Annotated in this window: 18 protein-coding genes; 7 read left to right on the top strand and 11 right to left on the bottom strand. The window is 72.1% G+C overall.

Annotation, left to right across the window (positions count from 1 at the left end; translation table 11 throughout):
* Positions 1–24 precede the first annotated feature (24 nt).
* The 5 genes from HUO13_RS18785 to HUO13_RS18765 all read right to left on the bottom strand — a co-directional run bounded on the left by HUO13_RS18785 (position 25) and on the right by HUO13_RS18765 (position 2,654).
* Complete coding sequence (locus HUO13_RS18785; protein WP_211896445.1) at positions 25–378, bottom strand: YybH family protein; 354 nt, start codon at positions 376–378, stop codon at positions 25–27.
* 135 nt (positions 379–513) lie between these two features.
* Positions 514–774, bottom strand: coding sequence for a GlsB/YeaQ/YmgE family stress response membrane protein (locus HUO13_RS18780; RefSeq protein WP_211896444.1), 261 nt, complete (start codon positions 772–774; stop codon positions 514–516).
* A 307-nt stretch (positions 775–1,081) separates the two neighbouring features.
* Entirely contained in the window at positions 1,082–1,879 is a 798-nt protein-coding gene (locus tag HUO13_RS18775; protein ID WP_211896443.1) for an aminotransferase class IV, read from the bottom strand.
* Positions 1,880–1,881: 2 nt separating this feature from the next.
* Positions 1,882–2,316, bottom strand: a complete 435-nt coding sequence (locus tag HUO13_RS18770) for an FAD-dependent monooxygenase (RefSeq protein WP_249123850.1) — start codon at positions 2,314–2,316, stop codon at positions 1,882–1,884.
* A complete protein-coding gene (locus tag HUO13_RS18765; protein WP_211896442.1) occupies positions 2,313–2,654 on the bottom strand; it encodes a hypothetical protein in 342 nt (113 codons plus the stop codon). The genes HUO13_RS18770 and HUO13_RS18765 overlap by 4 nt, the downstream gene beginning before the upstream one ends.
* 676 nt (positions 2,655–3,330) lie before the next feature.
* On the opposite strand from HUO13_RS18765, the gene HUO13_RS18760 reads away from it, so the two are divergent.
* From HUO13_RS18760 to HUO13_RS18745, 4 genes are all read left to right on the top strand, one after another.
* Positions 3,331–3,804: a carboxymuconolactone decarboxylase family protein gene (locus HUO13_RS18760; RefSeq protein ID WP_211896441.1), complete on the top strand. Its 474-nt coding sequence runs from the start codon at positions 3,331–3,333 to the stop codon at positions 3,802–3,804.
* A 156-nt stretch (positions 3,805–3,960) separates the two neighbouring features.
* Positions 3,961–5,190 carry an NAD(P)/FAD-dependent oxidoreductase gene (locus tag HUO13_RS18755; protein WP_211896440.1) on the top strand — a complete coding sequence of 410 codons (1,230 nt, stop codon included), beginning with the start codon at positions 3,961–3,963 and terminating at the stop codon, positions 5,188–5,190.
* Positions 5,191–5,354: 164 nt separating this feature from the next.
* A complete protein-coding gene (locus HUO13_RS18750) occupies positions 5,355–6,215 on the top strand; it encodes a metallophosphoesterase family protein (protein ID WP_211896439.1) in 861 nt (286 codons plus the stop codon).
* 65 nt (positions 6,216–6,280) lie between these two features.
* Positions 6,281–6,772 carry a hemerythrin domain-containing protein gene (locus tag HUO13_RS18745; RefSeq protein ID WP_211896438.1) on the top strand — a complete coding sequence of 164 codons (492 nt, stop codon included), beginning with the start codon at positions 6,281–6,283 and terminating at the stop codon, positions 6,770–6,772.
* A gap of 45 nt (positions 6,773–6,817) precedes the next feature.
* Here HUO13_RS18745 and HUO13_RS18740 read toward each other — a convergent pair whose 3' ends face one another.
* Positions 6,818–7,078, bottom strand: a complete 261-nt coding sequence (locus HUO13_RS18740) for a hypothetical protein (protein ID WP_211896437.1) — start codon at positions 7,076–7,078, stop codon at positions 6,818–6,820.
* 227 nt (positions 7,079–7,305) lie between these two features.
* On the opposite strand from HUO13_RS18740, the gene HUO13_RS18735 reads away from it, so the two are divergent.
* Together HUO13_RS18735 and HUO13_RS18730 are read left to right on the top strand one after the other, a co-directional pair.
* Positions 7,306–8,346: a CE1758 family FMN-dependent luciferase-like monooxygenase gene (locus HUO13_RS18735; protein WP_211896436.1), complete on the top strand. Its 1,041-nt coding sequence runs from the start codon at positions 7,306–7,308 to the stop codon at positions 8,344–8,346.
* Positions 8,343–8,930, top strand: a complete 588-nt coding sequence (locus tag HUO13_RS18730) for a TetR/AcrR family transcriptional regulator (protein WP_211896435.1) — start codon at positions 8,343–8,345, stop codon at positions 8,928–8,930. The genes HUO13_RS18735 and HUO13_RS18730 overlap by 4 nt, the downstream gene beginning before the upstream one ends.
* A gap of 6 nt (positions 8,931–8,936) precedes the next feature.
* Here the strand turns inward: HUO13_RS18730 and HUO13_RS18725 are convergent, their stop codons facing one another.
* Together HUO13_RS18725 and HUO13_RS18720 are read right to left on the bottom strand one after the other, a co-directional pair.
* Entirely contained in the window at positions 8,937–9,149 is a 213-nt protein-coding gene (locus HUO13_RS18725; protein WP_011874222.1) for a DUF2277 domain-containing protein, read from the bottom strand.
* Between the two features lie 46 nt (positions 9,150–9,195).
* On the bottom strand, positions 9,196–10,377 hold the full coding sequence (locus HUO13_RS18720) for an FAD-dependent monooxygenase (protein ID WP_211896434.1): 1,182 nt from the start codon (positions 10,375–10,377) through the stop codon (positions 9,196–9,198).
* Positions 10,378–10,593: 216 nt separating this feature from the next.
* Between HUO13_RS18720 and HUO13_RS18715 the strand changes: the two genes are divergently transcribed.
* Complete coding sequence (locus HUO13_RS18715; RefSeq protein WP_211896433.1) at positions 10,594–11,487, top strand: TetR/AcrR family transcriptional regulator C-terminal domain-containing protein; 894 nt, start codon at positions 10,594–10,596, stop codon at positions 11,485–11,487.
* Positions 11,488–11,496: 9 nt separating this feature from the next.
* Here HUO13_RS18715 and HUO13_RS18710 read toward each other — a convergent pair whose 3' ends face one another.
* From HUO13_RS18710 to HUO13_RS18700, 3 genes are all read right to left on the bottom strand, one after another.
* Positions 11,497–11,973, bottom strand: coding sequence for a nitroreductase family deazaflavin-dependent oxidoreductase (locus HUO13_RS18710; RefSeq protein ID WP_211896432.1), 477 nt, complete (start codon positions 11,971–11,973; stop codon positions 11,497–11,499).
* A gap of 241 nt (positions 11,974–12,214) precedes the next feature.
* Positions 12,215–13,378: a dipeptidase gene (locus HUO13_RS18705; RefSeq protein WP_211896431.1), complete on the bottom strand. Its 1,164-nt coding sequence runs from the start codon at positions 13,376–13,378 to the stop codon at positions 12,215–12,217.
* A 152-nt stretch (positions 13,379–13,530) separates the two neighbouring features.
* Positions 13,531–14,655 (bottom strand): hypothetical protein, encoded by a 1,125-nt coding sequence (locus HUO13_RS18700; RefSeq protein ID WP_211896430.1) that lies wholly within the window; start codon positions 14,653–14,655, stop codon positions 13,531–13,533.
* Between the last annotated feature and the right edge of the window lie 14 nt (positions 14,656–14,669).

Raw genomic sequence — 14,669 nt, 5'->3', positions numbered from 1 at the left:
GAGTCCTAAGACGCGCAGGGATTCCTATGCTCTGAGGTTGGGCTGATCGATCACCCAGAGCCAGCTCCCGTCGGGCTGGCGCCTGGCGACCTCCGCGGTCGTCACGCCCCGCGCCAGCTTCGTCGCGGTGAGCGCGATTTCCCCGTTGCGCAGCACGGGAAGCGGCTCACCCGGCGTGAACACCGGCCGGTCGACCAGGAGCTGTTCGTAGACCTTCCTGATCTGCTCGCTGCCCCGCACCACCTGGCCCGGCCGGAACGCCAGCACCGCGTCCGGCTCGTAGAGCTCCACGAGGCCCTCCACATCACCGGCGTTGGCGCGTTCCACGAACAGCCGCGCCAGATCTTCGGGGCGGGCGGCGCGTTCCCGCTCGGTCATGGCACCCGCCCCCGCGCGCCGGTGCCGGGCGAGAGCGGCGTTCGGCGGAGGGCCGGACCTGCCAGTCCGGGCCCTCCGCCGAACGCGTCGGGTGAACGCGGTCGCATCAGCTCGCACGTTCGCCGGTCCGGGCGGCTACGCCCGCGCCCGGTGGAAGATCAGCCGGTAGATGATGAGCAGGACCAGCGACCCGATGACCGCCCACACGAAGCTCATCACGTTGAAGCCCGACACGCCTCCGCCGCTCACGGCCGATCCCAGCCAGCCGCCGAGCAGTCCGCCGAGCACACCGATGATGATCGTCACGATGATCCCGCCCGGATCCTTGCCCGGCATGATGAACTTGGCGATCGCGCCGGCGATCAGCCCGAAAACAATCCAACTCAGGATGCCCACCGGATTGCTCCCTTCGGCCTCGGAATCCGTCTTGGCCCCATGGGTGCCCTCCGACGGGCGCGGTCACACATTTCTCCCTCACGACACCGTCCCCCGCGAACGCGCTCCGTCGCCCAAGTCAGCTCCCGACCCGACCGCACCAGTAGCATGACCAGCCGCGATGCCGCAGACCACCACCCGGGGCCGATGCCACGGCGGGGCGGAGATCACACTCGTGGCAGCGCTGGGAACACCCGGTCGACACGGCGCCGAGCCGCGGTCGCGGCGTTGGTATGACGACCCGAACGACCTACCAGAAGTGCGGAGGTCAGGCCGCGAGCGGCTCGGCGAGAGCGGACAGCCATTCGCTCCACTCGCCGGCTCGCGAGGGCGGTCCTGGCACGATCGCGGTACCGACCCACGACACGACCGGCCGGATGCCGTGCAGCGCGTTGACGAACCACGCTTCGCGCCCGGCGAGCCCGGACAGGTCGCACTCGCGGTACTCAATCGGTACGCCCAGGTCAGCGGCGCGGTCGACGACCAGCCCCGCGGTGACGCTGTCGAGCACGGGAAGCGACTGCGACGGCAGGCAGAGCACGTCGTCCTCCCACCACAGCAGCGCCGAGGTCGCGCCTTCCACCACGGTTCCCCCGGAGGTGGTCAGCAGCGCCTCGTCGGCACCGGCGTCGACGGCGCGGGCGCGTGCACGGCCCAGCCACGGCAGGTCCGGTCCCTTCGTGCGCGGCGCACTTCGCTCGTCGGGGCCGTCCAGCGGCCACACCCGGATCCGCGTGCCGAGCGGCGGTGCGGGGCGGACGCGCAGCCGCAGGCGCGGCCCCGGCGCGGCGGTGACCAGCTCGACCCGGGGGAACCAGTCGCCCTGCCGCGGCAGCGCCGCCACGACGGCGTGCCAGAACTCGCCGAGCTCCTCCGGCCCCACGTGCTCTGCGCACACCGTGCCGAAACGCGCGCGGTGCCGGTCGAGCGCCCGCACCCGGCCGCCGGTCACCAGCCATGAGTCGGCGGCCGCCATCGGAGCGTCCTCGACGGGTGCGGCGAGCAGCCCCTCCCGCCGGTCCCAAACGTAGGACTCGGCGGCGAGTTGCGGAACCGAGCGGCCCACTGTCAGTACCTCCCGCGTGCGGTCTGGTCTTCTTCGGCCCGCAGGTCGCCTGCTCCAGCCATTCGCCGAACGCCGGGACCACCGGAGAGAGCGCGGCGGCGCGCCGACTGATGCGGTTCTTCGGCCGCAGGTGGGCCAGTGCCGACCCGGTGGCTCGCACCGTCCTCAGTGGTCAGCAGCACCTCGCCCGGTCCCACATCGACCGCGGTGACGCCGGAGATCGCCGAGGCCAGGCCGGGACTGGCGCGATCGAGCAGCGCCAGGGACTCGCGATGGACGAACAGGGCGCGGTTGCCCTGCCGGACCCGGTTGGCGGGGTCGGCCTCGAGGACGGTGACCTCCAGCCCGTAGGACCGCAGCGCGACCGCCGACAGCCCGACCGGGCCCGCTCCGACGACGATGACCGCCGCCCGGGAGTTGGTGTTCCGCGCGCTCACTGCGTCTGCGCTCCTTCGCGTTCGGCTTGTCCGGAACCACCGCCGAGCCCTCCGGCCACCGCGACCAGCACCGCTCCGGCGACCTGGACGGCGCCGAGAACGACCAGCACCGCTGTGAAATCGGCGCCGCTGATCACGGCGACCAGTTGCTGTCCGGCGCTGGCGCCCACGTGCAGGGCGGAGGTGCAGAGCACCACGCCCGCACCCCGCGCGGGTGCGCTCAGTTCGCTCACCAGCCGCGTCAGCCCCGGTGCGACCACCATGATGGCGGTGACGAACACCAGCATCAACACGCCCACCACCGGCACCGAGTCACTGGCGGCGGTGTCAGCGCGCAAGGGTTGCGGCCGCTCCCGCGGCCAGCGCCAGGCCCGCCCGGTGGGTGGCGCGGTAGCGGTTGGGCAGCGGGATCGCCACCATCGCACCGACAGCGCCGCCAAGCTCACCAGCGCCAGTCGCGGATCGTGATGCTCCCCGACGCACCCCGCCAGGCGGCTCGCTGCTCACTCCGTTCCGGGCAATGTCGCGGCTGGTCATGCGTCCACAACTGGGCGCCCGGTCAGCAGGGCGACGACCCGGTCGAATTCTGGTTCGAGGAACTGCGGCGGACCGGGACGTGGAAATCCCCGCACCAAATCGCGGAAATGCCGCGCGTGGTAAAGTGATCAAGAAGTTGGAATGCGTCTCGCTTTCGGCTTCGGGGCGAATCGCCCGTTCTTCCAGCGAGTCGGGCGAGCCCGCAGTTCCGAGCACCACCCTGCCGCGGGAGCCATCCGGCGGCAGGCGCACCATCGCGGAAGTTCGAGAATCCGGGGACTTCGAGCACCACGGCAGTTCCTGCGACGCAATTCGGAACCGCCGCCGTTCACGGCACCGAGAAGCGCCGTCAGCGGATTCACGAAAGCGGCCGGACCCGCGGTCGCCGATTCCGCACCGATCAACACCGCGACTCCCGCGGCCGCGGCTCCCGCCGACGGCGGATTCCCGGCGCGCGGCCGCACGACACCGGTAAGGATGGTCAAGTTGCCACAAGAGGCACGAATCGAGCTCGCCAAGGCGTGGGGCGAGGGCTACCGCGCCCTCGCGGGAATGCACGCCGCGGTCGTCAACTCCGGCCTGGACCACACGCTGAAGGAACTCGTCTTCATCCGCGCCTCGCAGATCAACGGGTGTGCGTTCTGCCTGGACATGCACACCAAGGACGCACGCGCCGCGGGCGAGACCGAGCAGCGCATCTTCGCGTTGAACGCCTGGCGCGACACCGACTTCTTCACCGAGCAGGAGCGCGCCGTGCTGGCGCTGACCGAGGCCATCACACTGGTCACCGAGGGGCACGTGCCCGACGACGTCTTCGACAACGCCAGAAAGCACTTCGACGAGGAGGGCCTGGCCAAGGTCATCATGGCGATCGTGCTGATCAACGCCTGGAACCGCACCGGCGTCACGCAGCGCAGTCCCGTCGGCGGCTACCGGCCCCCGGCGAACTGACCTCCGGTCCACCGGACGGATTCCCGGAACGCCTCCAGGCATGACCGGCCGGCGCCGCCGCCCCGGGCCGGCGGCGCCACCGGCGTTCCTGCTGGCGGAGATCCACGACGGCCGATAGCGTCTTGCGCAGCAGTACGCAGCCCCGGGAGGCCCACCATGGCAGTTCCTCGTCGCGTGGTCATCGTCGGTGCCGGGCTCGCCGGTGCCTCCGCCGCCGGTGCGCTGCGGGAGCGCGGTTTCGACGGCGAGATCCTGCTGTTCGGCCGCGAGCGGCACCGGCCGTACGAGTTGCCCGCGCTGTCCAAGGAGATCCTGCTCGGCAACGCCGACGAACCCGCGTGGGTTCACGACGAGAACGCCTACGCCGACAGGGACATCCGCCTGCACAGCGCGACGGCGGTGGAACGGGTGTCGCTCGCCGGTCACAGCGTGCTCGACTCCGAAGGCGAGGAGCACCGCTACGACCGACTCTTGCTCGCCACCGGCTCGCACCCGCGTGCGCTGCGCGTTCCCGGGAGCGACCTGCGCGGCCTGCACCTGCTGCGCACGCTGGACGACTCGCTCGCGTTGCGCACGGCGTTGCGGCAGGCCGAGCGGGTGGTCGTGGTCGGTGCGGGCTGGATCGGCTGCGAGGTCGCGGCAGCGGCCCGCTCCCACGGGGCGGCGACCACCGTCGTCGACCCGCTGCCGCTCCCGCTGCGAGGTTCGCTCGGCGACGAGATGGGCGAGGTGTTCCGCGCGGTGCACGCCGAGCAGGGGGTCGACTGGCGGCTCGCCACGGCGGTCGCCGGGTTCACCGGTGAGGACCAGCTGACCGGCGTCGTGCTGACCGACGGCACCGAGATCCCGGCCGACATGGCGGTGGTCGGCGTGGGAGCCGCGCCCCGGCTCGGCCTCGCCGAGCAGGCGGGGCTGATCCTGACCAACGAGGTGCCCGGGGGCGGTGTCGCGGTGGATTCGACGCTGCGCACGTCGGATCCGGACGTCTTCGCCGCGGGTGACATCGCCGCGCCCGACCACCCGGTCCACGGGCGCATCCGCGTCGAGCACTGGGCCAACGCGAAGGACCAGGGAGCCCACGTCGCGGGCAACCTGCTCGACGCGGGGCAGCCGTACCGGGCCGAGCCGTACTTCTTCACCGACCAGTACGAGCTTGGCATGGAGTACCGGGGACTCGCCGACCCCAGGCACGACGAGCTGGTGGTCCGCGGCGACCTCGGCGCACGCGAGTTCATCGCTTTCTGGTTGCGGGAGGGCCGCGTGCAGGCCGCCATGAACGTCAACTGGTGGGACGACGGCGACGCGCTGCAGGCACTGGTCGATCGCCACGCCGAGGTCGACGCGCGGCAGCTGCGCTCGGGCGACCTCGCCTCGCTCGTGCCGTAGCCGACGGCGGCTCGCTCCGGTCAGCGGGGTTCGCCGGCGCGCCGAACCAGTCATGTCCAATGTGGACCACCCACGCAGACGAGGCGGATCGCTCGTGCGTCGCACATGGCCGTGGGGCTTCGTTCGGCCCCGCCGCGACCCACCCGGTTGATACGATCACGAACGTGAGCGGCACCGCAGAAGGCAAGTTGTTCGCCACCAGCGACCTGCACGTGGGCTACTCCGAGAACCGGGAGATCGTGAAGCGCCTGGTACCGGAGTCCGACGACGACTGGCTGATCGTCGCAGGCGACGTCGGGGAGTCCACCAAGCAGATCGAATGGGCGTTGGCACTGCTCAGCAGCCGGTTCTCGCGGGTGCTGTGGGTGCCGGGCAACCACGAGCTGTGGACGCCGTCGAAGGACCCCGTGCAGCTGCGCGGCGACGCGCGCTACCGCCACCTGGTCGAACTGTGCCGCAGTCTCGACGTCGTGACGCCGGAGGACCCCTATCCGGCGTGGGAAGGCGCCGGCGGACCCGCGCGGGTCGCGCCGCTGTTCCTGCTCTACGACTACTCCTTCCTGCCGCCCGGCACGTCCAACAGCACCGAGGCGCTGAAGAAGGCCTACGACACCGGCGTGGTGTGCAGCGACGAGTTCCTGCTGCACCCCGACCCGTACCCGAGCAGGGCGGCCTGGTGCGAGGCCCGGGTGACCGAGACGGAGAAGCGCCTGGAGGCGCTGGACGACGACATCCCGCTGGTGCTGGTCAACCACTACCCGCTGGTGCGCAAGCCCACCGACGTCCTCTACTACCCGGTGTTCGCGCAGTGGTGCGGCACCGAGCGCACCGCGGACTGGCACCGCCGCTTCAACGTCAGCGCGGTCGTGTACGGACACCTGCACATCCCCCGCCGCACGCGCTACGACGGCGTGCCCTTCGAGGAGGTGTCCATCGGCTACCCGCGCGAGTGGGGCAAGCGCGGTCACCCGCACGGGCTGGCGCGTCAGATCCTGCCCCTGCTCGACCCGGCGGACGGATCGTGACCGGCGGCGCTCCTGCCGACCGGGCGGGAGCGCCGACCGGCGACAGCAGGAAGGTGGAAACGAGCATGCCGAACGACGTGGTGGAGCTGATCCTGGCCGACCACCGGCGTTTCGAGGACCTGCTGCGCGAGCTGCGCAGCTCCGAGGGCGACCGGGAAAAGGCGCTGGGCGAACTCTCGGAGCTGCTCGTCGCGCACGCCGAGGCCGAGGAGTCCGACGTCTACCCGGTGCTGCGGCGGTCCTCGCAGGTGGACTCGGAAGAGGTCGAGCACGGCGCGGAGGAGCACGCCGAGGGCCATGCGGCGCTGCTCGGCCTGCTCGAGGCGGGCGGGCCGGGGACGCCGGAATGGGACCGCAAGCTCGAGGAGCTGAGCGAGTCGCTCACCCATCACCTCGACGAGGAGGAGCGCACGATCCTCAACGACGCCCGCGCGACGCTGGACGAGGCGCGCCGCGGCGAGCTCGGCGAGGCGTTCCTGCGCGCCCGCCGCGCCAGGATCGAGGAAGGCTGCGGCAGCGTCGAGTACGTCCGGGCGCTCGTCGAACGCCAGTCGTGACGCGCGGGCCGGCGGCCCGCCGGGCGCGGACCGCCGGCACCGTCGTCAGTTGACCACCTGGTCGACGAAGGAGACCAGGGCCTGGAAGAACGCGATCGGCGCGTACAGGACCGCCTTGGCACCGTCGTCGAGGGCGGACAGGAAACCGTTGACCCCGCTGGCGGCGCGCGACGGATCCTGCGCGATCACCACCGCGGCCACGACCACGGCGATCACGAACAACGCGACCAGCGCACCGACCAGGCGCAACCAGAACCGCAGCCGACGTCTGACCTTGCGAACCGCACCTTCTTCGGTCTTGGACATCGATCCTCCCGTTGCTCTCGCATCCCGGCCGGCGGCCCGCCAGGCCGGGCCGTTCCCGGCCGGGCGGGAGTGATCCCCTACGAGACCGTTGCCCCGGGCGCATGGGAACCAAACCAGCACCGGCGCACATGATCGATCAACCGGACTCGCGGTCTCTGGCCCTGACACACCGCGCCCGGCCGCCGCAACCGCCGTTCGAGTCGTTCACACCTTGCGAGGACACCGCCATGGAATTCGGGATGCTGACGATCGGGGACCTGCTGCCGGATCCCCGCACCGGAGCCCGCCCCAGCGAGAACGACCGCGTCCGGGCGCTCAGCACGCTCGCGCGCCGGGCCGAAGAGGCGGGGCTAGACGTGTTCGCGCTGGGAGAGCACCACAACCCGCCGTTCGTCACCAGTTCCGGCAGCACGCTGCTGGCCTACATCGCCGCGGTCACCTCGCGGCTGGTGCTGTGCACCGGCTCGACCCTCATCACCACCAACGACCCGGTCAGGATCGCCGAGGAGTTCGCCACGCTCCAGCACCTGGCGCCCGAACGGGTCGAACTGATCCTCGGGCGGGGCAACACCGAGGCGGTCTACCCGTGGTTCGGCAGGAGGGCCGAGGACGGCGTGGAGCTCGCCGCCGAGAACTACGCGCTGCTGCACCGGCTGTGGCGGGAGGAGGACGTCGACTGGGACGGCAGGTTCCGCACTCCCCTGCGCGGATTCACCTCGGTACCGCGACCGCTGGACGGCTCGCCGCCGCCGGTGTGGCACGGCTGCGTGCGCCAAACCGAGACCGCCGAGAACGCCGCGCGCTACGGCGACGGCTTCTTCATCAGCAACCTGTTCATCCCGATGGGCCATTTCGGGCCGCTGGTCGAGCTGTACCGGCGGCGCTACGAGGAGCACGGCCACGGCCGGGCCGAGGACGCCGTCGTCGGCGTGGGCGGGCAGATCTTCATCCGGCCGAGGTCCCAGGACGCGGTCGAGGAGTTCCGCCCCTACTTCCACAACACCCCCGTCTACCGCGAGCAGACCTCGCTCGAGCGGGTCATGGAGACCACCGCGCTGAGCGTGGGCAGCCCGCAGCAGGTCATCGACAAGACCCTCACCTTCCGTGAGCGCTACGGCGACTACCGCAGGCAGCTGTTCAGCCTCGACCTCGGCGGCATCCCGCTGGACACCGCGCTGGAGCAGATCGACCTGCTCGGCGAGCACGTGCTGCCGGTCCTCCGGCGGGAGACCGCCTCCGGGCAGGCCGGTGCTAAGTTGGTCGGATGACCAGTTCAGGTGGAGCCGGGCGGGGTGCCCGTCGCCGGGCGCACCTGGTGGAGGTCGGCGTGGAGCTGCTGGCCGAGGGCGGCTGGCCGGCGGTGACCACCCGGGCCGTGGCCGAGCGCGCGGGCGCCAACCTGGGGCTGATCCACTACCACTTCGGCGGGTCGGCGAACCTGCACGCCGCCATCGCCCGCCGGGCGACCGAGGTGGTGGTCAACCCGGTCCTCGACGAGCTCCTCGGGGCACGCGACGAGCACGCCGCGCTCAGCGCGCTGCGCAGGCTGCTGCCCGCCACCACCGACGACACGAGGGCGACGCGGCTGGCCGTGGAGCTGATCGCGGGAGCGATGCGCGACCCGCTGCTCGGGGAGGTGCTGCGCGACGAGCTGCGGCAGGCGCGTGCGGACCTCGCCGACCGGCTGGGGCAGCTCCACCGGGACTGGACGCCGCAGCGCCGGATCGGCGCCGCGACGCTGATCGTCGCCCTCCTCGACGGGCTGATGCTGCACCGGATGGTCGATCCCGAGCTACCCGCGGACCAAGCCCTGGAGGCCCTGCGGGAACTGGTGGCGCGAACGGACTCGTGACCGCGGCTACCGCGCGCCGCGCACCTCGATGGTGGACAGGAGCTCGGCCGTGGCCCGCTCGATCTCGTCCACCGCGCGGTCGAAGGCCGCGGCGTTGTGCGCCGCGGGCTGCCGGAAGCCCGACACCTTGCGCACGTACTGGAGCGCGGCGGCACGGATGTCGGTCTCGGTCACCTGCTCGGCATAGGGCGGGCGGAGCGTCTTGATGCTGCGGCACATGCCGGCATTGTGCTCCGGCGCACCGACAGGCGCCGCGCGGCATCGCTCATGCGGCAGCACGGTCGAGCTCGATCGCGCTCGCCGCCCTCGCGCCGAGCCAGCGGAAGAAACCGCTTCCCGCCCGCGACGAAAGGACGCGGTAGAGCTGGTTGCGCCGCCAGATCGCCGCCCGCGTGGGCGGGGCGAAGAACGGCCCGACCCGCGCGGCCCCTTTCTGGCATTCAGTCGCGTAGCCGCGGATGCGCCGCTCGTACCGTTCGAAGGCGACCCGGTGGTCGCCTCGGGCCGCCGCCAGCTCGGTCGCGAGCACGTACGCGCACACCACGGCCAGGCCGGTGCCCTGGCCACCGAGCGCGGCGCCGTAGCCGGCGTCGCCCAGCAGCACCACCCGCCCGGTCGAGTAGCGGTCCAGGTCGACTCGGCTGATCGAGTCGAAGTGGAGGTCGGTGGTGTCCGGGAGCGCTGCCAGCAGGCGCGGCACCTCCCAACCGACATCGCCGTAGGTCTCGGCTAGCAGCTCCTTCTGCTGCTGGAGGTCGTAGCGGTCGTAGCCGGCGTCCGGGGCGGCGAAGACGAGGATCGCCCGCGCCACGTCCGGATCGCCCGTCGCCGCGATCGCCGCGCCGCGGTTCGGCACGCAGTAGCCCAGCGCGGTGCGCCGCAGACCGAGGTGGTTCGGGACGGTGAAGCTGGCGAAGCAGTGGCCGAGGTAGTGCAGGAAGCGCGAGTCAGGGCCGAACGCCAGCGCGCGGATGCCCGAGTGCAGCCCGTCCGCGCCGACCACGAGGTCGAAGGTGCGGGGGCCTGCCCGCTCGAAGGTGACGTCCACGCCGCCCGGGGTCTGCTCCAACGAGGTGACGCGGTCGCCGAAGACGTACTCGGCGTTGCCGCGGGTCGCGTCGTGCAGGATGCGCACCAGCTCACCGCGTTCGATCTCGACGTCACCGCCGGTGAACTCCGCGGGGAGGTCGACCAGTCGCCGTCCGGTGGCGTCCACCACCGACTGCCTGCCCATCCGCGTCCGGTGGCGCCTGATCTCGTCGAGAACTCCCATGCGCTCCAGCACGCCCAGGTGCGCCGGGCCCCGGAAGTCCACCGCCTGCCCGCCACCGCGCGGTGCGGGTGCGCGTTCGACCACCGTGACGGTGAAACCGCTGCGGTGCAGCCAGTACGCCAGCGACGGCCCGGCGACTCCCGCGCCGGAGATCAGGACGTTGCCGTTGTTCACCACAAACCTCCCAGGTTCGCAGCCGCAGGGCCTTCCGGTACGCCGTACAGCTCGGAATGTCGTTATGCCGTAAGAGGTTATTGCGACGGTTTGGTGCGAGAAGCGGGTGGCTGACCTAGTGCACGCGCGCGAAGTCCACCAGCAGCAACGGTAGTCGGATAAGGTCGTCGTGGGTCTTTGCACTAGTGCAGTTCTCGCGAGCAGTGGAAAGGGACCGTGGACACTCCGCCCTGCCTCCGCGTCGTGGCCGAGATCCGGCGGCGGATCGCCACCGGCGAGCTGGCGCCGGGCGATCGGGCGCCCTCGACCCGGCGCATCTGCCAGGAATGGGACGTCGCGATGGCCACCGCAACCAAGGCGCTCGCGGTCCTGCGCCAGGAAGGTCTCGTGCGGACCACGCCGCGCGTGGGCACGGTCGTCGCGGGAGCCGAACCCGCCCCCGCGAGGGAGCCGAGCCGCGAGCACATCGCCCGCGCCGCGATCGCCATCGCCGACTCCGAGGGCCTGGCCGCGCTGTCGATGCGAGGACTCGCCGCCAAGCTCGACATTCCCACGATGTCGCTCTACCGGTACGTCGAGGGCAAGGACGACCTGCTCCTGCTGATGGCCGACACGGCCTTCGGCGAGGAGCGGATGCCCGCCGAACCGCACCCGGACTGGCGCGGGCGTCTGGAGGAGTCGGCGCGCTCGCAGTGGGCGCTGTACCGCAGGCACCCGTGGCTGGCGCACGTCGTCACGGTCTTCCGGCCGCTGCCGTTGCCCAACGTCGTGCACCACGCCGAGTGGGCGCTCGGTGCGCTGCACGGCCTGGGGCTGTACCCGGCGACGATGCTGCACGTGCACGTCGTGCTGTACGGGTTCGTGCAGGGGCTGGCCGTGAACCTCGAGGCGGAGGCAGGCGCCGAGTCCGACAGCGGGCTCACCGAACGGCAGTGGGGCGCTGCCCAGGCGTCCGCCTACGCCGTGCTGGCCGCCTCCGAAGACTACCCGGCGTTCGCGCCCGTGCTCGCCGCCTTCGCCGACGGCCACGACCTCGACCTGGACTCGGTGTTCGAGTTCGGCCTCGCCCGGCTGCTCGCGGGCGTGGAGCGGCTGGTCGGCGCCGACTGACCCCGGCCGCTAACGCGGCATGAAGCGCACGAACGGGATGCGCCGTCCCACCTCGCGGTAGTCGGCCGCGGAACCGTCGACGGCGAAGCCCATGAACCGGGCCAGCTGACGGGCCGCGGCCGGGTGGCGCGGGGCGTAGCGGGCCATGAGTTCGGCGCCCTCCTCGGCGGGGAGAGAAACGGCGGTCACCGGGAACGTCCGCCCGCGCACCTGGATGGTGACCTGCGGTGTTCGCAGGACGTTGCGGTACCAGTCGGCGTTCGGGCCGAACCCCGAGGCGACCACGTAGGAACCGTCACCGGGCTCGTGTTCGACGACCTCGACGACGACCTGTCGCATGCGCCCCGACACCCGGCCGACGTGGTTGATCAGCAGGAAGCGCCCGCCCAGCAGGCGGCCGAGACCCATCCGGCAGAGCCGGACCGGAATCCGGAAGAGAAGCCGCGCGAGCCCCGTGGGCGGACGGCGGCGGCCGAGGTCTTCCATTCCCGCTCCCGTCTTGGTCGATCGACCAAATTGGTCGCCCGACCAAGATAGCACGGCGGCGGCGCGTGTTGGCCGGTTCCGCGGTCGTGCGGTCACGGCCCGCGGCCGGGCCGCCCGCCTCGGATCAAGCTGCACCGGCCGCCCGGCCCCAGGTCAGGCTGGGCCAAGCCGCCCCGCCTCGGATCTGCTGCACCGGGCAACCCGGCCTGGGATCAGGCTGCACCGGGCCACCGGCCTCGGATCAGGCCGCGCCCAGTCGCGCGGCCACCGCCTCGGCCTCGCGCAGCACGCGGAGGACGTTGCGACCCGCCAGCTTCGCGCAGTCCTCCTCGCTCCAGCCGCGCTCCAGCAGCTCGGCGATCAGCACCGGGTAGCAGGAGACGTCGCCCAGCCCCTCCGGCAGGTCGGAGACCCCGTCGTAGTCACCGCCGAGGCCGATGTGGTCGATCCCGGCCACCTCGCGCGCGTGCTCGACGTGCGCGAGGACGTCCGCCGTGGTCGCCGCGGGCTTGGGGTGGCCGGCCTCCCACCTCGCCGCGAAGTCCTCGCGGGCTTCGAGGTCCCGCGGATCGCCGCCCTCGCGGCGCATCGCCTCGCGCAGCTCGGCGTCCCAGGCCGCCCGCGCCTCGGACACGAACGACGGCACGAAGGTGACCATGCAGACACCTCCGTTGCCGGTCAGCCGCGCCAGCACGTCGTCAGGGACGTTGCGCGGGTGGTCGGCCACCGCCCGGCACGAGGAGTGGCTGAACACCACCGGTGCCTCGGCGACGTCGAGCGCCGCGCGCATGGTGGCCGGCGCGACGTGGGACAGGTCGACGAGCATGCCCAGCCGGTTCATCTCGCCGACGACCTCGCGGCCGAAGTCGTTGAGTCCGCCCACCGCCGGCTCGTCGGTCGCCGAGTCCGCCCACGGCACGTTCTCGTTGTGCGTCAACGTCATGTACCGCACGCCGAGCCGGTGCAGTGCGCGGAGCACGCCGAGCGACTCGGCGATGCAGTGCCCGCCCTCGGCGCCCAGCAGGGACGCGACCCGGCCGTCGGCGAACGCCTTCTCGGCGGCATCGGCCGACCGCACGATCGCGAGGTCCCGCGGGTAGCGGGCGGCCAGCTCGTGGACGAGCTCGACCTGCTCCAGCACGGCGGTCACCGCGTGGTGGCCCGTGTAGCCGCATGGTACGTAGACCGACCAGAACTGGCCGCCGACCCGGCCCCGCCGCAGCCGGACCAGGTCGGTGTGCAGGCCCGGCTGCTCGACGGCCACGTCGAGCGGTCCGGGGTCGACCCGCGCGGGGTCCGCGCCGACGCTCTTGCGCAGCGCCCACGGCAGGTCGTTGTGCCCGTCGATCAGCGGGGTGCGCTCCAGCAACGTCTTGGCGCGGTTCAGGGCATCGGCTGTCGGCACGCGGTCTCCTCACGTCGTCACGGCGTCAGTGCCCTCCGCACGCTATCCCGGCGCCATCGGCCGACGCGCGGAGTTTCCCGTGCGACCGGACCGGACACGCGCGGGCCCGGCGGGTACCGAGTGGAGCACCCGCCGGGCCTTCGCGTCCACGATCAGGACGCGAGCGGATAGCGCAGCACCGCACCGATTCCGTCGGTGAGCTCGACCGAGCCGGGTTCCACCAGCACCAGCTCGGCGTCCACGCCCGCGACCGCGCGCACCAGCGCCGCGCTGGCGGGAGCGGTGGAGATCTCCTCCACGCCCATGTCCCGCAGCGGGCGCTCGTCGAGCGCGACCTGGCTGGCACGCGGACCGGTGCTCAGGTCGGACACGTCGTGCGCGGACTTGGACCACAGCAGTACCTGGACCTGCTCGCGCTGCAACGCCTCGACCGTCGGCTGCCAGCCCTCGACGGCGCGGCTGTGCCTGCCGCGCTCCTGTTCGAAGAGCCCGACCACCTCGTCCACGCGCGCCGACACCGCCGAGCCGACCGCCTCGTCGACCTTGGCCTCCAGCGGTTCGACGGCGGCCTTGCGGTCCCTGGCGCCGGCGTCGGTCTCCACGACCAGGTCCTGGACTCCCTTGCCGAGCCGTTCGCGGACCAGCTTGCGCTGCTGCACCTCACCGGCCAGCACGATCGCCTCGGCGCTGACCTTCTCGGCCGACCTGGTGATCTCATCGGCGGACTTGACCGCGTTGTGCTTCCAGGTCTCCTCCGCCGCGTGCTGGTGGTGCTTCTGCAGCTCCTCCGGCGCCGAGTGCGCCTTGTGCACCGGGTGGTCCTCGCCCTCGACGGTGCGGGTGCTCATCTCACCCTCGGCAGGCACGACCGTCAGGTCCGCCCCGACGTGGTCGACCACCGCCACGACGTGCGGCAGGCGGGGCTCACGCGCTTGCAAGTAGGGCATCAGGTGCGGCAGCGGACCGTAGCTGACGTGCTCGTCGGAGGCCAGCTCCGAGGGCAGCCCCGGCATCTCGCCGGTGAACACCACGCCCGTCCGGTCGGCGACCAGCACCTGCGCCCGCCTGCCGGTCTCCTGGCGGTGCTGTCCGACCCTCTCCTCCAGCGACGACAGGACCGCCTCGTCGACGCCCCGGCCGGCGAGCTCCTCGCGCGCCGCGCGCCAGCGCAGCCCGACCGCCTTGCCCGCGTCCTCGGCGTCGGCCGAGGTGTCCAGGTACACCGTGGCGAACGGTCCGGGACTGCGGTAGATCTCCTGCAGGAATGCCAGTTTCATGGCCACCTCCACAC

The organism is Saccharopolyspora erythraea (assembly GCF_018141105.1).
Lineage (GTDB): Bacteria > Actinomycetota > Actinomycetes > Mycobacteriales > Pseudonocardiaceae > Saccharopolyspora_D > Saccharopolyspora_D erythraea_A.
This window is presented reverse-complemented; position numbering and strand designations above follow the sequence as displayed.